The sequence below is a fragment of the Pseudomonas sp. IT-P176 genome (genome assembly GCF_949767245.1).
GTDB lineage: Bacteria > Pseudomonadota > Gammaproteobacteria > Pseudomonadales > Pseudomonadaceae > Aquipseudomonas.
In genome coordinates, this window is record NZ_CATKPN010000068.1 from 20,501 (window position 1) to 39,874 (window position 19,374).

The window sequence follows — 19,374 nt, forward strand, 5'->3', positions numbered from 1 at the left end:
CGGTGCGGCCATCGCGGGCAAGCCCGCTCCCACAGGCGCAGCAGTGATCACAAGTTTTTGTGATCGACGCAGTACCCTGTGGGAGCTGGCTTGCCAGCGATAGGCATCACGCCATCTTCACGCCCGGCGTCAGGGCCGCAGGCATGGTCAGGCTCGGTGTTTCCAGCGAGGCCACCGGGTACGCGCAGTAATCTGCTGCGTAGTAAGCGCTGGCGCGGTGGTTGCCCGATGCGCCGACGCCGCCGAAGGGCGCGCTGCTCGCAGCACCTGTCAGTTGCTTGTTCCAGTTGACGATACCGGCACGGCTCTGCAGCCAGAACTGCTGGTAGCGCGCCTCGGAGTCCGACAGCAAGCCGGCGGCCAGGCCGTACTGGGTGTTGTTGGCCTCGCTGATCGCCGACTCGAAATCGGTGTAGCGAATCACTTGCAGCAGTGGCCCGAACAGCTCTTCGTCAGGACGATCCGCCACGGCGCTGACATCCAGGATGCCCGGGGTGAGCAATGCCGCATTGGCCTGTGGCTGGGTCATCTCCAGCAAGCTCACCGCGCCATTGGCCAGCAGGTGTTCCTGGGCGTCCATCAAGGCTTTGGCGGCGGCCAGGGAAACCACCGAGCCCATGAACGGTGCCGGCTGTTGATCGAACGCGCCGACCTCGATGGTCGCGCTGACCGCCACCAGGCGCGCCAGCAGCGTGTCGCCCCAGGCGCCTTGCGGCACCAGCAGGCGGCGCGCGCAAGTGCAGCGTTGACCGGCAGAAATGAAGGCCGACTGAATAATGGTGTAGACCGCCGCGTCGAGGTCGGCGACCTGATCGACCACCAGCGGGTTGTTGCCGCCCATTTCCAGCGCGAGAATCTTGTCCGGGCGCCCGGAGAACTGCGCATGCAGGTGGTTGCCGGTGCGGCTGGAACCGGTGAAGAACAGACCGTCGATCCCCGGGTTGGCGGCCAGCGCGATCCCGGTTTCACGGGCGCCTTGCAGCAGGTTCAACACACCCGCCGGCAGGCCGGCTTCGATCCAGCAACGGACCGTCAATTCGGCGACTTTCGGGGTCAGTTCGCTAGGCTTGAACAGCACGCTGTTACCGGCCAGCAGGGCCGGAACGATGTGCCCATTGGGCAAGTGACCGGGGAAGTTGTAAGGCCCGAAGACCGCAACCACGCCATGGGGCTTGTGCCGCAATACGGCGGTGGCGTCGCCCAGCGGGCCGCTCTTTTCGCCGGTACGCTCGCGGTAGCTCTGCACCGAGATGGCGATCTTGTTGACCATGCTGGTCACTTCAGTCGCCGCTTCCCACAGCGGTTTGCCGGTTTCTTCACCGATGCAGTGCGCCAACTCGTCGGCGTGGGACTTGAGGCTGGCGGCAAAGGCCTCCAGCACGCTGATGCGCTCTTCCAGGGTACGCTGGGCCCAGGCCGGGAACGCCTGGCGCGCAGCCTGCACGGCGCTTTCAACCTGGGCGGTGGTAGCGCCCTGCCCCGACCACAGCACGTGCTGGGTCACCGGATTCAGCGATTCAAAGGCATCGCCCTGACCCGCCAGCCACTCACCTGCGATGTATAGCGAATTCATTATTTCGACTCCCGGGCAGCAGACAACGGCACGGCGCGCACTTGATCACCGGCATTGAGTTGAAGACGTTTGGCGGTCAGTGGATCGACCACCAGGGTACCGGCGGCAAAACGTGCGGGCGCAGCAGTGATGCGGCAGTCTTCGCGCTTACGGTTGTGAATCAGGAACGGCGTGGCGTCATCCCCCGGGGTGCCGATGGCCAGCACCAGCGCCTGGCTGTCACGCACTGCGCGGATCTTGCCGGTTTCGCATTCCACTGCCGGGCCGGCGTCGAAAATATCGACGTAGCCCTGGTAGCTGAAACCCTCGCTCTTGAGCATCGCCAGCGCCGGCTCGGTGTCCGGGTGAACCTGGCCGATGACATTGCGCGCGTCTTCGGAAAGGAAGCAGGTGTAGAGCGGAAACTTGGGCATCAACTCGGCAATGAACGCCTTGTTGCCCACGCCAGTCAGGTAATCGGCCTGACTGAACTCCATCTTGAAGAAGTGCCGGCCCAGGCTTTCCCAGAACGGCGAACGGCCAGCCGTGTCGGAGACGCCACGCATCTCGGCGATGATCTTGTTGCCAAACAGCTGCGGGAATTCGGCGATGAACAACATCCGCGCCTTGGCCAGCATGCGGCCGTTGAGGCCGGTGCGATAATCGGCATGCAGGAACAACGAGCACAGCTCGGAGTTGCCGGTCAGGTCGTTGGCCAGGAACAGCGTCGGAATTTCGCGGTAGATGTTCAGCTCTTGCGAAGCGCTGACCGTCAAGCCAACCCGGAAGTTGTACCAGGGCTCACGCAGACCCACGGCGCCGGCAATTGCGGAAATTCCCACCACGCGGCCGTCGTCATCCTCGAGCACGAACAGGTAATCGGCGTCGCCGCGCCCCGCTTCGCCACGGAAGGTCTTTTCGGCCCAGCCAACCCGGTGCGACAGGCGCTCTTCGTTGGCCGGCAAGGTGGTCAGGCCGGTGCCAGTGCTGCGGGCCAGCTCGATCAGAGCGGGTAAATCGCTGCTGCGTACGGGACGAACGATCATGCTATCTCCTCAAACGGACGGCCGGTAACGGCCCCCCGCAAAACTCGCTGCTCTGCAGCCTTTATCAGGCGTAAAAGCGTTAAACCGCCACCAGGCGCACGCTGGCACCCTCGCCGACGCCCAGGGCCTCGGCGGCTTCCAGATCCAGGACCACCGGTTTGCCCGGCGCGTAGTCCAGCTCCAGCATGACCGCGCGGTAATCCTGCAACTGGGCATTGGCCACCAGGTACTGCCGGCCTGCGCCCTTGACCGGCTCGCCGATCTTCACCGGCACCACACGGCTCTGGGCAATCGAGCGGATCCCCGAGACACGCGCGTGCAGGGTCGGGCCACCGTCGAAGATGTCGATGTAATGATCGGTCTCGAAGCCTTCGCGCATCAGGATGTCGAAGGTGATCTGCGCCCGCGGGTGCACCTGGCCCATCGCTTCTTGAGCGGAGTCCGGCAGCAGGGGGACATAGATCGGGTAATGCGGCATCAGCTCGGCCAGGAACGTGCGGCTCTTGAGCCCGCACAGGCGTTCGGCGGCGGCGTAGTTGAGGTCAAAGAAATTACGGCCGATGGCGTCCCAGAACGGTGAGTCACCCTGTTCATCGCTGTAGCCGACGATCTCGGTCACCACCGAATCGGCGAACCGCTCGGGGTGGCTGGCGACGAACAGCAAGCGTCCGCGGGAGTTGAGCTCCGACCAGGCCGAACCCACCAGCTCCGGCAGCACGTAGAAGCTGGTCAGCAAGCTGTTGCCGGTCAGGTCATGGCACTGGGAGAGCACGTGGATCTTGTTGTGGATCTTCAGCTCGCGGGAGGCGTGGACGAAGGTTTCATTGCGAAAGCTGTAGAAAGGTTCCGAATAACCGGCCGAGGCAACGATGGCCGAGCAGCCCACCAGCTTGCCGGTGGTGCTGTCTTCGAGCACGAAGAAATAGCTCTCCTCACCGTTGAAGCTGACTTCGGCGGCGAACGAGGCTTCGCTCGCGGCGATCTTGTCGCTCAGGCGTTCAACGTCATCCGGCAGGGAAGTGACACCAATCGGGCTGTCCGCAGCCAGACGCTGTACCTCGCCCAGATCAGCCATTTGCGCAGGGCGCATCACCAGCATGGTGTCACTCCTTTCTTGAAAACTCTTTGAGGAAAATAGCCGGCCCCTTGTAGGAGCGAGCCTGCTCGCGATGGTGGTTCAGCAACAATGATGTCGCCTGACACATCATCGCGAGCAGGCTCGCTCCTACAGAAAAGCAGGACCGGAACAAAAATTGGGTTCGACACCTGAATGATCAGGCGCCGAAGGGTCTATCAGGCTTGTGTCAGTTTCGCGGCAGCGCGTTCGAAGCGGTCCAGACCGGCATCGATATCAGCGTCTTCAACCACCAGGCTCGGCGCAAAACGAATCACGTCCGGGCCGGCTTGCAGGATCATCAGGCCTTCTTTTTCAGCGGCGTTGAAGATGTCCTTGGCCTTGCCTTTCCAGGCATCGCTCAGCACGCAACCGATCAGCAGACCCAAACCACGGACCTGAGTGAACAGACCATACTTCTCGCCGATCTGCTCCAGGCGCGCCTTGAACTTGTCGTGCTTGGCATTCACCCCATTGAGCACTTCAGGGGTGTTGATCACGTCGATCACCGCTTCGGCCACTGCACACGCCAGCGGGTTGCCACCGTAAGTGGTGCCGTGGGTGCCGACGACCAGGTGCTTGGCCAGGTCTTCGGTGGTCAGCATGGCGGCGATCGGGAAACCACCGCCCAGGCTCTTGGCGCTGGTCAGGATGTCCGGCGTCACACCGTAGTGCTGGTAGGCGAACAGCTTGCCGCTGCGGCCCATACCGGTTTGCACTTCGTCGAACACCAGCAGGGCGTTGTGCGCGTTGCACAGTTCACGGGCCCCTTGCAGGTACGCCAGCTCGGCCGGCAATACCCCGCCCTCGCCCTGGATCGGCTCCAGCACGACGGCGCAGGTCTTGTCGGAAATCGCGGCTTTCAGCGCGGCCAGGTCGTTGTACGGCACGTGGCTGATGCCGGTGATCTTCGGACCAAAACCGTCGGAGTACTTGGACTGGCCGCCAACGTTGACGGTAAACAGCGTACGGCCGTGGAAGCTGTTGAGCGCGGCGATGATTTCGTACTTCTCAGGACCGAAACGATCATGGGCGACCCGACGGGCCAGCTTGAAGGCGGCCTCGTTGGCTTCAGCGCCGGAGTTGCAGAAGAACACGCGCTCGGCAAAGGTCGCGTCGATCAGCTTATGGGCCAGGCGCAGGGCCGGCTCATTGGTGAACACGTTGGACACGTGCCACAGCTTGTTCGCTTGCTCGGTCAAGGCACCGACCAGTGCCGGGTGGGCGTGACCCAATACGTTGACGGCAATCCCGCCGGCGAAGTCGATCAGCTCGCGACCGGACTGGTCCCAAACGCGGGAACCTTCACCACGCACTGGGATGAAAGCGGCAGGCGCATAGTTGGGAACCATAACCTGGTCAAAATCGGCGCGTTGTACCGCAGCGTGCTCAACGGACATCGGAGTCTCCTGATGAGAAACACCCGCCTGGAACTGGCGAGCTTGGTGAGGATTGTAAGGACAGTTTCCGGCTTGGCCTTGCCGCCAAGCGACAACTTCTTATAGCGCAAAACCCGCTTTTGACCGGGTTTACGGCAATGCGACAAATAGCGTCGCAAAGGCGCAGTTTAAACTGCCTGCGCAGGTTAGAGGCAGGATTACCGGGATTTGATTTCGAGCCGTGTGTCCGCCCGTAATTATGTAGCGCACCCTGGCCGTTGCCCTCTGATCTGCTTGGCACTCTTTAGACAGCCAAGGATGAACACGATGTCATTACCTGAAGGACACCCCCCCGCAACCACACTCAACACCCACCACTCAGAACACCCCGACAGCCACTATCTGCCCCTCAGAAACGCCGTTCCCGACTGGCTCGCCAAGGCATCACCCGCCAGGCGCCAGGCCCTCAAACGCACACGACCACAGTTGCCCGACCGCTTGACCACGGCACCGGCCGACCAGCATACCGAGCTCAACACTCTCAACGCCGCTCACTGGAGCGCACAAAATGCTGTGGACCAGGCGCTGGAACGCCTGCAAGACGTCAACAGCTTCACCGAACCCTTACTCAGGAATGCGCTGAAAACCCGCTTCAACCTGGAGGTGGACGTCAAGAAAACCTTCTTGCGTCTGTATATCCCCGCGACAATCCCCTGGCTCCCGATTAAGTCTGGAGCCGCCCGGACCTGGACGGTTTCGTTGCTGGACGCGGCGCTGCACAACTTTGAAAGCAAAGAAACCGAAGCCGACGCCTACGAACCTGACTCAACTTTCATCACTGAACCCTCGGCCATCGGGCAATTCACCATCCTGCCCGCACTCAAGGCAACGATCGGTATCCCGGCATTTACCCGACTGTGTCGGGAACTGGATATTGGCGCCCAATACAAGACTTACCTCGAAGACAACCTGGGCGTCTCCAACCCGGTTGTCACCACCCTCCTCCAGCCCAAAGTCATCCAGAGCCAGAAAGCCGCACTAAAGGCGGCGCTGAAATTTGCACAGATGAACGGCAATATTCAGGCAGATTATTTTCTGTTGATTCAGGGGCTGCTCGAGGGCTTGCAAGGCATGAGGCTGGACGGTGAAACGTTGCTTTGTCACGACCTCAGCATCATGTCCTCCGAGCTCACCGGCATCGTGCTGTTTGCCCCGAACCTTGAGCAGAGCCGCAGGCCGGTGCGAGTGGTGGCCTATGTCCCGGATGATCCCAATCACCCGATCAGGGAGTACCCGTCGACCGCTGATTTCATGTGTACGCTGACTGAACAACTGCGCGATGCCAACTATCAGACATTCTTCAGCCGGTTCGTTGCCCACGAATATCGAGGCTATTTCTTTAGCAATCTCGCCAATCGGCTCACGCAAGTCACATGGCATCAACACCAACAGGGTGACCCGCTGGCTTCATGGCGCGAATCCGCCATCGACAACCCCGACCTGCAGTTCTCTTCTACCCCCATCAGACGCACGCTGTGGCAGCACCTCTACCAGGAAAAACTGAACAAAATCCTCAATGATGCACGGGTCATCGCCGTATCGACCGCAACAGCTGATCAGAACGCCCGCTGGGCGCTGTGGGACTCTTTCGTCAACATCGCGACATCGATCCTCGAGATCGCGGTGCTCGTGATAACCCCCTTCGTACCTTTTGCCGGGGAATTGATGATGGCCTACATGGCCTATCAGTTACTGGACGAGACATTCGAAAGTATCGTTGACTTGGCCCAAGGCCTGAAAAGTGAAGCCTTTGAGCATTTCATGGGCGCGGTCGAGTCGGTCATCCAAATGGGCACCTTTGCCGCCGGTGGCATGGTCGCGGCGAGCGAATTCCGCAATCTGCTGCCCAAGGAAATTGTCGCCTTCATCGATCAATTCAAAACGGTCTCGGCACACGGTGGCAAAACCCGGTACTGGCAACCGGACCTCAGCGCCTACGAGCAGAAAGTCGAGTTGCCAGCAGGCTTCAAGCCCGACGCCCAGGGCATCTATCGGCATCAAGGCAAACGCATTGTGCAGATCGAGGACAAATACTACGCCGTACAGACAGCGAGCAGCGCGGACAGCCATTACCTGCAACACCCCAACCGACCTGACGCCTATCAGTCACCGCTGAAACACAATGGCTCAGGCGCATGGAAAACCGAGCTTGACCAACCGCTGCATTGGGACAAGACAAAGTTGGCGCGCCGTCTCGGCTACAAGGTTGATGCCTTCACCGATCTTGAACTTGACCAGGCCCTGCACATCAGCAACACCCATGAAGACGTTCTGCGCAAGATGCATGTCCATAGCGAGTCTGAACCGCCCCTGCTGACAGACACCCTTGAACGTATGCGAATTGAAAAAGATATTCAGAACCTGATCGATCAGCTCAACAGCGACGACCCTCTGGAATATCGCAAAGCCGATCCGCAAGCCCAGTTGCAATTGCTGACGAGCTACGGTCTTTGGCCAGAAACCAAAGCGCTACGCTTTCTCAATACAGAGGGAGAGTCGGTCTGGGAATTCTCCGCGAAGGAACACCTGCCAGTCGTACAGATACACGAGGCCCAACTGCGTAATGGCGATTTGCTTAAAACCATACTGGAGACCCTTGACCAGAGTGAGATCAAGACCGTATTCGGTGAAAGCTTCGGCGATCCGACAATCAACATCGATGTTCGCGTCAGAAACCTGAGCAAAAAACTCGGGCAAATCGCCGAAGACAAACGCGCCTCGCTTTTCGAGTCACGCTATAGCGGACAGGCGGCCACACAGCCGCCTCATGTCCAGACAATCATCAAGGCGGCACCGGAGCTTCCCCTGAGCGTTGCCCGGGAACTACTGAGCCGGGCCAGCGGCGATGAGCTTAAAGAAATCGATCGCGGGCATCTGCCAAAGCGTCTGGTGGACCTTGCACACCAGGCCAATGAAGAGGTGCGAGTGACGCGCGCGTATGAAGGGCTTTATCTGGATTCGCCAGACTCGGCAGACACCAAAACGCTGGCGCTGCGCTCGCTCGAACGATTACCCGGCTGGTCTACCGAGGTGCGGATCGACGTTCATGACCAAACCTTTGACGGCCCACAGGTCGACAGCATAGGTGACGTCCAGGCCCCAATCCGCAAAGTACTGGTGCTGACCAGCGATGGCCGCTACCAGGCCTACGACACCGAAGGCCTGGAACTGTCTGGTGCCATCGACCTTTACTCCGCCACATTGCAAGCCTTGCCGGACGCCCAGCGAAACAGCCTGAGCATTCATATTGGCCAAAACACCAAACTGAAGCAGGCAATCCGAGACAATCCCCTGGAACGAGCCGAATTTCGAACAGTCCTTTCACTCCCGCCCGCACCCGAACCGATCATTGAAACCCTGCGCTTGCTAGGGGCCGAAGGGTATAGCCGCAGTTCCGGCGGGCAGCCACGCACACTTGAAGATCGAGCACGGGAGCTTTATCCCAACCTTTCCCCAGAAGCTATCCAGACCCTGCTTCAACGACTGCAAAGCCACCCCAATGGCCCGCGCGCGGAACTCTCACGCCTGCGCAACGAGTATTACCAACTACAGGATGACCTGCATATCTGGGCCAATAACCCGCCCGCCGTGCACCCGATAACCAACGTTGCACTCAGTGAACAGGAATTACTGATAGAAACACAAAACCGCCGATTGCTCAGGGAGCAAATACTCCGCTGCTGGCGCCGGGAGACTGCGCTCTTTGATGACGCATTGGGAGCCGAGGGCGGGCATGTCTTCGAGTTTTCCCAGCCGATCATCGGCGATCTCCCCATCCTGAGCGCCGACTTCAGCCATGTTTCCTCCATTTCGCTCCAGAACAGCGCGAGCGCACACTCCATTGGCCCTTTCCTGGAACGCTTCCCGGGTCTGCGCCAGCTGGAACTGCGCAACTTTACCCTGCTGGAACTACCGCAGCCGATCAATGCGCTGCCGGAACTCGAGGAACTGGTACTGAGCGATTGCGGCCTTGTACTCACCGCCGAAAGCCAGGCAACACTGTCATCGCTGAGCAAGCTTTCCGTTCTGGACCTGTACAACAATCCATTGGGGCTCACACCCAATCTGGCCACCATGCCTGAGCTGACCTACATCGACCTTTCCAACACCGGAATTTCCAGCATTCCAGACGGGCTGGTGAATCACCCTCACATTCGAACAGCCATTTTCAATAACAACCAGATCACCGAATTACCCGCTGCCCTCTTCGACCTTCCCGGCAACATCAGTGAGGGATTTGATTTTGGCAACAACCCACTGTCCCCGCTCACCCGTGAACGTGTAAAGATTCACTACAGCCGGACCGAGAAAGACTTTGGGGTCTATGCCGAACAGGCCGATATCGATCGAGCCAAAGCCCTGTATCCCAGCCTGGACAATGAAGAAGCCAGTGATTTCATCTATCGCTTACCCGGAACACTGACAGACGGTCGAGCCGACCTGACACGCCGCGAAGTTGAGCTCACCAGACTCCGTAACGACCTGAGTCTATGGACGGCCAATGTGCCCGACAACCACGCCGTTACTGGCGCCCCCATGACGGCCGACGAGCTGTTTGCCGAGCACGTCAAAAGAGATGAATTCAAGCAAAAGCTGGAACAGTGCTGGCGCCAGATACCAATCGAGAGCGTAGCCGTCAGCGAATATGGTTTCACCTCACACCTGACAATCATGGGCGACTTGCCGGTGCTAACAGCGGACTTCGGACATGTACCAGAAATATACCTGACGAGCGCAGGAGGCATTGCCCCGCGAATCAGCCGATTCCTGGAAGCTTTTCCGAACCTGGACAGCCTGACCGTGCGCGGATACCAGCTGGATAATATCCCCGATAGCGTCTTCAGAATGAGCAGGCTGACGGCACTGATCCTGCCTGAGTGCAGGATCACCCTGACCCAGGAAACCGTCGATGCATTGGCGAGCATGAATCGTCTTGACCACTTGAATCTGCGGGACAATCCGCTAGGCCTTAGCCCCGACCTCAGCCAGATGACGGATATCTCCTCATTGGACCTTAGCCATACAGGCATCACCGAGATCCCTAGAGGAGTGTTGAGCATCAACTCCTGGACGGATGTCGACCTGAGCTACAACGCCATTACCGAGATGCCCGTCGAGCTCATGGAGGTCGATCCCGATGTCGGTGAAAGCTTTGACTTCAGTGGCAATCCATTCACCGAGCAAAGCATGCAACGCATCGCCGCTTACTACCACGCAACCGAAAATGACCTGGGGTTCGAGCAAACCGACCTACCCGCCCCCATTGATCCGGCGCCTGATACAGATATTGAAACCTGAGTACTCGCTATTGAGTCAGGCCATGGGGAGCTCGCGCTCCCTGTGGCCAACCGCGGTCTAGCCGCGTTCCGACGGCACGGACGATAGTTCGAACGGGCTGCTGCTGCGCCGCTGGTTACGGTCTTCACGCGGCGTGGCGCCGAAGAAGTTACGGTAGGCGCTGGAGAAGTGCGGGCCCGAGGAGAAACCACAGGACAGGCCGATCTGGATGATCGACTTGCTGGTCTGCATCAACATCTGCCGCGCCTTGTTCAGGCGCAGCTCGAGGTAATACTGGCTCGGCACGCGGTTGAGGTACTGCTTGAAGATCCGCTCCAACTGCCGACGGGACACGCACACATGCTGGGCGATTTCGTCGGTGGTCAGCGGCTCTTCGATGTTGGCTTCCATCAGCAACACGGCTTGCGTGAGTTTTGGATGGCTGGAGCCGAGGCGATTCTGCAAGGGAATGCGCTGACGCTCACCTCCTTCACGAATCCGCTCGACCACCAACTCTTCCGACACTGCTCCGGCCAGCTCGGCCCCATGGTCTCGCGCCAAAACTGCCAGCAACAGGTCAAGCACCGACATCCCGCCGCACGCCGTCAGGCGATCGCGATCCCAATCGAACAGATGACTGGTGGCAATCACCTTGGGGAAGCGCTCGGCAAAATCGTCCTGCCAACGCCAGTGCACCGCGGCGCGGTAACCGTCGAGCAGACCCAGTTGCGCCAGGGGATAGACACCAGCCGACAGACCGCCAATCACACAACCGGCGCGCACCAACTGCTTGAGCGCACTGCTCAGGGCCGGTGCCAGCGCGGAGGGAGGCTCGTCGGCGAGCAGGAACAGCTTCTGGAAGTTTTCCAGCTTGCCGCTCCAGGCCTCACCCGGCAATTGCCAGGCCCCCTCGCTCGGGGGTTCGGCCTGCAGGAACACCAGCTCGTAAACCACTTCCGGATGCACGCGCTGAGCAACACGCAAGGCCTCCTCGGCCAGCGCCAGCGTCAAGGCTTTAGTGCTGGGCCAAATCAGGAAACCAATTTTGTGGGCGGTCATGGAATGCTATCCGAAGCCAGTAACAGTAATGAAGACAAAGGCCAATGCTAGCCCGTAAACCAACACAAATCTCAAAAAACGATGAAGACCCGCTCCTCTGTAGGAGCGAGCCTGCTCGCGAAAAACCTGAGAACGCCACGGAGCATCAGGCTTCCCGCGTTATCGTTGACGATCTTCGCGAGCAAGCTCGCTCCTACAGGGCGAGACAGCAGCCTTGACTATTTCAAGCTGCCGGAGAGGAATTGCTGCAGGCGTTCGGACTGTGGATTGACCAGCACTTCGCGCGGGTTGCCACTTTCCTCGACCACACCTTTGTGCAGGAACACCAACTGGTTCGAGACTTCCCGGGCAAAACCCATTTCGTGGGTCACCACCACCATGGTCCGGCCTTCCTGGGCCAGGGCCTGCATGACCTTGAGCACGTCGCCAACCAGCTCCGGGTCGAGCGCCGACGTCGGTTCGTCGAACAGCATCACCTCAGGCTCCATCGCCAGCGCCCGGGCAATCGCCACGCGCTGTTGCTCGCCACCGGACATGTGGCCCGGGTAGGCGTCCTTGCGATGGGACACGCCGACCTTGGCCAGGTACATCTCGGCCTTTTCCCGCGCCTGGGCCTTGGACATGCCCAGCACGTGCACGGGCGCTTCCATGATGTTTTCCAGCGCGGTCATGTGCGACCACAGGTTGAAATGCTGGAACACCATCGACAGGCGCGAACGCATGCGCTGCAGTTGCTTGGGGTCGGCCGCCTTCATCGCGCCGTCCTTGCCGGCCACCAGCTTCAACTCTTCGTTGTTGAGCAGGATCTTGCCCGCGTGCGGCTGCTCCAGCAGGTTGATGCAGCGCAGGAAGGTACTTTTGCCGGAGCCACTGGAGCCGATGATGCTGATCACATCGCCTGCCGCTGCCTTCAGGGACACGCCCTTGAGCACTTCGTGACTGCCATAGCGTTTATGCAGGTCTTGGACTTCAAGTTTGTACATGCTGTCGGTTCTCACAAAAACAGTCAGTCGTTGAGCAAGCGCCCGTGACGCAGCGCTTCGCGCCCCGCCACCTTGGCCAGCCAGAAACCGGGTTGGGCATACCGCAGCCGTTCAACGGCAAACAGCACGCCGGCCGTACCAGCACACACGGTGCTGACCCGATCAGCCAAAGGATCAATCACTTCAAAAATCTGCTCACCGGCCTCGACCCACTCGCCCGGCTCACGCAAGAAACTCACCACGCCCGGATGCGGCGCAAACAGCAGCTCGGTGCCTTCGAACGGCAGCCCTTCGCAGGCTTCGTGCAACGGGGCCGGCCATTGACCCTTGATCAGGCCCTGCTCGGCAAGGAACGCCAGGATGCCCTCGGCGTGACCTTCGGCCTGGGCACGCCCAGTGTCTGCCTGACCGCCCAGCTCGATGGTGGTCGCCAGGCATGCCAGGGGAATCTGCGCCTGGGGAAACTGCCGGGCCAAACGCAGCCACGGCAACGAGCAGGCTTCATCAAAGGAGCTGCCGCCGGAGTCTTCTGCCAGCAACCCGACCCGCACATTCAAGTGCGCGGCCAACGAACGCCACTGCGGCCAGTGCTGCGGCAAGGCATACATGTGCAGCGCGGCTTCGGCGTCGCAATGCAGGTCCAGCACCACGTCGGCGGTGCAGGCATGGCTCAGCAAGATCCGCTGCATGCCCTGCAATTGACTGCTGGGCGCGGGCAATGCGGCCAGCGCATCACTCATGGCCTGGCGGATCAACTGGACATTGGCGTGCGGATCATCCCCCAGGCGACCTTCGAGCTGCGCGGCCACCGGCGCACTCAACTCGACGAAATCACGGTTGAAATTCTTGCCGCTGCCCGCCTCGAAACGACCTTGGTGGTTGCCCTGGAGCAACTGCCCAAGGCCCAGCGGGTTGGCCACCGGTACCAGCTCGATCACCCCGTTGAGGGCACCTTGGGCTTCGAGTTCGCCCAAGCGCTTTTTCAGCTCCCAGGCCGTGCGCATCCCCGGCAATTCGTCGGCGTGCAGGCTGGCCTGGATATAGGCCTTGCGCTCGCCAGCGCCGAAGCGGAACACCGAAACATGGCGCTCGCTACCCAGGTGGCTCCACGGCAACTGATGGTCAATACGTTCCATATCAGTGCTTCCGTGGGGCCATGTAGCCCAGCCAGCGGCGCTCGGCCATCTTGAACAGGCGCACCAGGATAAACGTCAGGCACAGGTAGAACACGCCGGCGGTGATGTAGGCTTCGAACGGCAGGTAGTACTGGGCGTTGACGGTACGCGCGGCACCGGTGATGTCGATCAGGGTGACGATGGACGCCAGACTGGTGGTCTGCAGCATCATGATCACTTCGTTGCTGTACTGCGGCAGCGCCCGGCGCAAGGCCGATGGCAGCAGGATGCGCTTGTACATCTTGAAGCGCGACATGCCCATGGCCTTGGCCGCCTCGATCTCGCCATTGGGCGTGGCCCGCAGGCTGCCGGCGATGATTTCGGCGGTGTAGGCACTGGTGTTGACGGCAAAGGCCAGGCACGCGCAGAAGGTCGCGCTCGACAACCATGGCCAGAGGAAGCTCTCGCGCACGGCTTCGAACTGGGCCAGGCCGTAGTAGATCAGGAACAGCTGCACCAGCATCGGCGTGCCGCGGATCACGTAGGTGTAGAGCCAGGCGGTCATGTTGATGACCGGCTGCTTGGACACCCGCATCAAGCCCAGGGGCAAGGCGCACAGCAGGCCGAAGAACAGCGACAGCCCGAGCAGTTTCAAAGTGGTCAGCAGACCGCCGAGGTACAGCGGCAGTGCCTCCCAGATGACGTTGTAGTCGAAGATCATAGATCAGCCGCCCTTACGCCTACCGAGTAGCGCTTCTCAAGGTGACGCAATGCCAGCAACGAGACACTGGTGATCACCAGGTACATTGCCGCCACCGCGAGGAAGAAGGTGAAAGGCTCGCGGGTGGCATCTGCCGCCTGCTTGGCCTTGAACATCATGTCTTGCAGACCCACCACCGAAATCAGCGCAGTGGCCTTGGTCAATACCAGCCAGTTGTTGGTGAAGCCGGGAATCGCCAGGCGAATCATCTGTGGTACCAGGACTCGGAAGAACACCTGGAAGCTGCTCATGCCGTAGGCCATGCCCGCTTCGGCCTGCCCCTTGGGGATCGCCATGAAGGCACCGCGAAAGGTTTCCGACAGGTACGCGCCGAAGATGAAGCCCAGGGTGCCGATACCGGCGACCAGCGGATTCAGGTCGATGTAGTCGTCATAACCAAGCAACGGCGCTACGCGGTTGAGCAGGTCCTGACCGCCGTAGAAAATCAGCAGGATCAGTACCAGGTCGGGAATACCGCGGATTACCGTGGAGTACAGATCGCCCAGCCAGGCCAGCCAGCGTACCGGCGACAGGCGCAACGCGACCCCGATCAGACCCAGAACAATGGCCAAGGCCATGGACGACAAGGCGAGCTGAAGCGTCAGCCATGCGCCATCGAGGATGACAGCCCCGTAGCCTTTCAACATGATTCAGGTCCTCGAAAATTGGGATGAAAAAATGGCGCAAACCTCAGAGATCCTGTTGCTTGCGCCATTTCGGACTTGTCGCTGCGACGATTTACTTGCCGTAAATGTCGAAGTCGAAGTACTTGTCCTGGATTTGCTTGTACTTGCCATTCTCGCGAATGCCAGTGATCGCGGTGTTGATCTTGTCTTTCAACGCATCACCCTTGCGTACTGCGATACCCACGCCGTCGCCGAAGTATTTGACGTCGGTGAAGGCCGGGCCAACAAACGCGAAGCCTTTGCCAGCGTCGGTTTTCAGGAAGCCATCATTCAACAGGGTAGCGTCTGCCACGGTGCCGTCGAGGCGACCGGCAGCCACGTCCAGGTAGATCTCGTTCTGCGAACCGTATGGCTTGATTTCCGCACCCAGCGGGGCCAGGACTTCACGAGCGAAACGCTCGTGAATCGAACCACGCTGCACACCGATGTTCTTGCCCTTGAGCTCGGCCAGGTTGTCGCCAACCTGAGTGCCGGCCTTCATCACCAGGCGTGCCGGGGTGTTGTAGTACTTGTTGGTGAAGTCCACGGACTTCTTGCGATCTTCGGTGATCGACATGGACGACAGGATGGCGTCGATCTTGCGCACCTTGAGTGCCGGGATCAGGCCGTCGAACTCTTGCTCGACCCAAACGCACTTGACCTTCATCTCTTCGCACAAGGCGTTGCCGATGTCGTAGTCGAAACCAACGATGCTGCCGTCCGGCGATTTGGACGCGAACGGAGGGTAAGCCGCCTCGATACCAATTTTCAGAGGCTTTTCATCGGCGAACGTTGGCAGGGACAGCACGGACAGTGCCAGGGCGCCAAGAAGCACGAGTTTCTTCATCTTAGGACTCCATCGGTAAAGGGCGAAAACGGCAGAGTGAGCATCAGCCCAATATGCGAATGGGTTAAACGTAAAAAACGTTGCTGCGTCCTGGTCGGCGCGCGTTGTTTTCAACGCGGACAACGACGAGCGAGTGATCGGCATTCTAACGACAGGCCCGAAGTCGATATTTCTTCAATGCGACAACAAATTACAGAAGCACCGAGAAACAGGTTTGAGCACATTGACAGCCCTTGAAGTTTATGCAAGAGCAAAAGACATTGAACCGATCTATGCTGCAAATTGCGGGCCTATTATTGGCAAACCCTTCTAATCCGGCAAGCGCAGCGTAATGTCATATTTTTCATACCCGCTTCAAAGGCCCTAAAACGGGGCCTTTCGTTTCCCATCGCCCCGAAATTCAGCCAACGGTTACACATTTCAGCGCCGGGGTAACGCCCGGAAACGCCCCACAGGCTGGTCGATATTTATTCGCCCGGTGTTTGCACAGGCGTTTATCGGTCGAGCGCTCCGCGCTCACAACACAAAGGTGTAACCGCCCGGCTCTCCCACAGGGAATGCAACACCAGAGAAAGCCAGGCAGGCCGGCCGCCAGGTCGCCGCGCTCTTGATCTTGATCGACCTGCACCGTCGGCAAATTGAGCGAAGGGCGGCGAGGACTGCGTCCTCGAACGCAGCCTCGCGGGCTCGACAGCTACGGGGGATTGGGCATTTCCCAGCAAACGGCGAGCACTACGAAAAAGCCCCGCTCGGCGCAATGCCGGCGGGGCTTTTGGTGAATCGAGAACCGCGCTTACGCGACGTTCATGGTCTTGTGAGTATCGATCAAATGCTGCACCACACCCGGGTCGGCCAGGGTCGAGATGTCACCCAAGCCATCGTACTCAGCCGTGGCAATCTTGCGCAGGATGCGGCGCATGATTTTCCCCGAACGGGTTTTCGGCAGCCCTGGCGCCCACTGGATGACATCCGGCGAGGCGATCGGACCGATCTCCTTGCGCACCCAGTTCTTCAGTTCCAGGCGCAACGCTTCGTTCGGCTCTTCGCCACCGTTGAGGGTGACGTAGACATAGATCCCCTGGCCCTTGATGTCGTGCGGCACGCCGACTACCGCGGCCTCGGCGACTTTCGGGTGGGCGACCATCGCGCTCTCGATCTCGGCGGTGCCCATGCGGTGGCCGGAGACGTTGAGCACGTCATCCACCCGGCCGGTGATCCACCAGTAGCCGTCTTCATCGCGACGAGCACCGTCGCCGGTGAAGTACATGCCGCGGAAGGTCTTGAAGTAGGTGTCGACAAAACGGTCATGGTCGCCGTACAGGGTACGGGCCTGGCCTGGCCACGAGTCGAGGATCACCAGGTTGCCCTCGGCCGCACCTTCGATGATGTTGCCCAGGTTATCCACCAGCGCCGGCACCACGCCGAAGAACGGACGCGCCGCAGAGCCTGGCTTGAGGGCGTGAGCGCCCGGCAGTGGGCTCATCAGGGTGGCGCCGGTTTCGGTCTGCCACCAGGTGTCGACGATCGGGCAACGCGATTGTCCGACGTTCTTGTAGTACCAGTCCCAAGCTTCTGGGTTGATCGGCTCACCCACCGAACCCAACAGACGCAGGCTGCTGCCATCGGTGCCTTCGCAGGCCGCAGTGCCGGAGGCCATCATCGCGCGGATCGCGGTCGGCGCGGTGTAGAGGATATTGACCTGGTGCTTGTCGACGATTTTCCCCACCCGGGTGATGTCCGGGTAGTTCGGCACACCTTCGAACAGCAGGGTGGTCGCGCCATTGGCCAGCGGGCCGTAGACGATGTAGGTGTGGCCAGTGACCCAGCCGACGTCGGCGGTGCACCAGTAGATTTCGCCCGGACGGTAGTCGAACACGCGCTCATGGGTCAGCGCCGCGTACAGCAGGTAGCCGCCGGTGGTGTGCTGAACGCCCTTTGGCTTGCCGGTGGAACCGGAGGTGTAGAGGATGAACAGCGCTTCTTCGGCGCCCATTTCTTTCGGCGCGCAGACGGTGCCCGCGACTTTCATCAGGTCTTCGTACCAGATGTCGCGATGCTGGTTCCACTTGATGTCGCCACCGGTGCGCTTGCACACGATGACTTTCTGGATGCTGCTGGTTTCCGGGTTGGTCAGCGCGTCGTCGACGTTGGCCTTGAGGGAAATTTTCTTACCGGCACGCAGGCCTTCGTCAGCGGTGATCACCACTTTCGATTTGCAGTCGATGATCCGTCCGGCCAGGGCTTCGGGCGAGAAGCCGCCGAACACCACCGAGTGAATCGCGCCGATCCGAGTGCAGGCCAGCATGGCGACCACGGCTTCGGGGATCATCGGCATATAGATAGTCACCACGTCGCCGCGGTGCACATCCTGGCCACGCAGGGCGTTGGCAAACTTGCAGACTTGTTCGTGCAGCTCGCGGTAGGTGATGTTGCGGCTCTCGGCAGGGTCATCGCCTTCCCAGATGATCGCGATCTGCTCGCCGCGCTCGGCCAGGTGGCGGTCGAGGCAGTTGTAGGAAACGTTGAGGGTGCCGTCGGCGAACCACTTGATGTCGACATGGTGGTCGTCGAACGAGGTCTGCTTCACCGTGGTGAAAGGCTTGATCCAGTCGAGGCGCTTGGCTTGTTCGCGCCAGAAGCCGTCCGGGTTGACGACCGACTGCTGGTACATGGCCTTGTAGGTCGCCTCGTCAGTCAGGGTATTGGCCGCAACCTCGGGACGAACGGGATACAGAGAAGCCGCACTCATCTTTCTTTACCTCGGTGAAATAGTTGTTTTTGTATGACCCCGTTGTAGCCCGAGGCGGGCCTATAGAACCATTCGACGATGGTAGTAACAAGCCCCTACAAATCGTCCAGATTTCCCGGCGCATAGCCGTACGGACGTCCCAGGTAGCTGATGTTTCGGGGATTGTTACAAGATCTGTCAACAGTGTTTATCAAAAGCGCGGCTATATGAATCCGCGCCCCACGCCTAAAATCCGCCTCGCCAACTCGGCAATGTGATTAACCCAGTTGCAGCCCCCACGAAGGCAGTTAATCCACAGTAACTAAACCCAGATATACACGCAGCCCCACAAAGGCTGCGTGACCCCTCTCGACCTCAGAAAGGTAAATTTCAAATGAAAGCTTTATTGGTTCTGGCCCTCAGCAGTCTGTGCGTTACCGCCATGGCAGACGAGGTCCCGACTGATGTTGCAGGCAATACAGTAGCGGTAGAGGAATACACTTACTCCACCCACCTGGATATCGCCAAAGTTATCTCCATGAGCGAAATACCCAGTGTTTGCGAAGTTGTGCCAGCGCGCATGGAATATGAAGACTCGAGCGGTCAACGGCATATCCTGCGTTACAGCGTCATGGGCAATGGTTGCTCTAACGGCTGATCCACCCCGCACTTAAAAGTGCTTTCGAATATCGGCCGCAGGAAATCGTTCTTGCGGCAAAAACGCCCGCCGCACCAGATCTGGAGCCTGCGGCCCCACCCTCTACCGCCTGTATTGCTTGAATAGGCCCG

At 59.9% G+C, this 19,374-nt stretch carries 13 protein-coding genes; 2 read left to right on the forward strand and 11 right to left on the reverse strand.

Features of this window, described 5'->3' with window-relative positions:
• Nucleotides 1–106 precede the first annotated feature (106 nt).
• The 4 genes from astD to ACM6IP_RS19275 form a co-directional block, all read right to left on the reverse strand.
• Nucleotides 107–1,576 carry a succinylglutamate-semialdehyde dehydrogenase gene (gene astD / locus ACM6IP_RS19260; protein WP_414862183.1) on the reverse strand — a complete coding sequence of 490 codons (1,470 nt, stop codon included), beginning with the start codon at nt 1,574–1,576 and terminating at the stop codon, nt 107–109.
• Nucleotides 1,573–2,598 (reverse strand): arginine N-succinyltransferase, encoded by a 1,026-nt coding sequence (astA, locus tag ACM6IP_RS19265; protein ID WP_095171550.1) that lies wholly within the window; start codon nt 2,596–2,598, stop codon nt 1,573–1,575. The genes astD and astA overlap by 4 nt, the downstream gene beginning before the upstream one ends.
• Nucleotides 2,599–2,677: 79 nt before the next feature.
• Nucleotides 2,678–3,697, reverse strand: a complete 1,020-nt coding sequence (gene aruF, locus ACM6IP_RS19270; RefSeq protein WP_095171548.1) for an arginine/ornithine succinyltransferase subunit alpha — start codon at nt 3,695–3,697, stop codon at nt 2,678–2,680.
• A gap of 194 nt (nt 3,698–3,891) precedes the next feature.
• Complete coding sequence (locus ACM6IP_RS19275) at nt 3,892–5,112, reverse strand: aspartate aminotransferase family protein (RefSeq protein ID WP_095171547.1); 1,221 nt, start codon at nt 5,110–5,112, stop codon at nt 3,892–3,894.
• Between the two features lie 306 nt (nt 5,113–5,418).
• On the opposite strand from ACM6IP_RS19275, the gene ACM6IP_RS19280 reads away from it, so the two are divergent.
• Nucleotides 5,419–10,449 (forward strand): dermonecrotic toxin domain-containing protein, encoded by a 5,031-nt coding sequence (locus tag ACM6IP_RS19280; RefSeq protein ID WP_414862108.1) that lies wholly within the window; start codon nt 5,419–5,421, stop codon nt 10,447–10,449.
• Between the two features lie 57 nt (nt 10,450–10,506).
• On the opposite strand, the gene argR is transcribed toward ACM6IP_RS19280, so the two are convergent.
• From argR to acs, 7 genes are all read right to left on the reverse strand, one after another.
• Nucleotides 10,507–11,487 carry a transcriptional regulator ArgR gene (gene argR / locus ACM6IP_RS19285; RefSeq protein WP_095171543.1) on the reverse strand — a complete coding sequence of 327 codons (981 nt, stop codon included), beginning with the start codon at nt 11,485–11,487 and terminating at the stop codon, nt 10,507–10,509.
• 218 nt (nt 11,488–11,705) lie between these two features.
• Entirely contained in the window at nt 11,706–12,470 is a 765-nt protein-coding gene (locus ACM6IP_RS19290; protein WP_095171542.1) for an ABC transporter ATP-binding protein, read from the reverse strand.
• 23 nt (nt 12,471–12,493) lie between these two features.
• The gene (locus ACM6IP_RS19295) at nt 12,494–13,606 is read right to left on the reverse strand and encodes a succinylglutamate desuccinylase/aspartoacylase family protein (protein WP_414862109.1); all 1,113 of its coding nucleotides are present in this window, start codon (nt 13,604–13,606) and stop codon (nt 12,494–12,496) included.
• Between the two features lies 1 nt (nt 13,607).
• Nucleotides 13,608–14,306 carry an ABC transporter permease gene (locus ACM6IP_RS19300; RefSeq protein ID WP_095171538.1) on the reverse strand — a complete coding sequence of 233 codons (699 nt, stop codon included), beginning with the start codon at nt 14,304–14,306 and terminating at the stop codon, nt 13,608–13,610.
• Nucleotides 14,303–14,992 carry an ABC transporter permease gene (locus ACM6IP_RS19305; protein WP_095171536.1) on the reverse strand — a complete coding sequence of 230 codons (690 nt, stop codon included), beginning with the start codon at nt 14,990–14,992 and terminating at the stop codon, nt 14,303–14,305. The genes ACM6IP_RS19300 and ACM6IP_RS19305 overlap by 4 nt, the downstream gene beginning before the upstream one ends.
• 91 nt (nt 14,993–15,083) lie before the next feature.
• A complete protein-coding gene (locus ACM6IP_RS19310; RefSeq protein ID WP_159994201.1) occupies nt 15,084–15,857 on the reverse strand; it encodes an ABC transporter substrate-binding protein in 774 nt (257 codons plus the stop codon).
• 793 nt (nt 15,858–16,650) lie between these two features.
• Nucleotides 16,651–18,606, reverse strand: coding sequence for an acetate--CoA ligase (acs, locus tag ACM6IP_RS19315; protein ID WP_414862110.1), 1,956 nt, complete (start codon nt 18,604–18,606; stop codon nt 16,651–16,653).
• Nucleotides 18,607–18,979: 373 nt separating this feature from the next.
• Here acs and ACM6IP_RS19320 point away from each other — a divergent pair, with 373 nt between their 5' ends.
• Nucleotides 18,980–19,243 (forward strand): DUF2790 domain-containing protein, encoded by a 264-nt coding sequence (locus ACM6IP_RS19320; protein WP_095167135.1) that lies wholly within the window; start codon nt 18,980–18,982, stop codon nt 19,241–19,243.
• Nucleotides 19,244–19,374 lie beyond the last annotated feature (131 nt).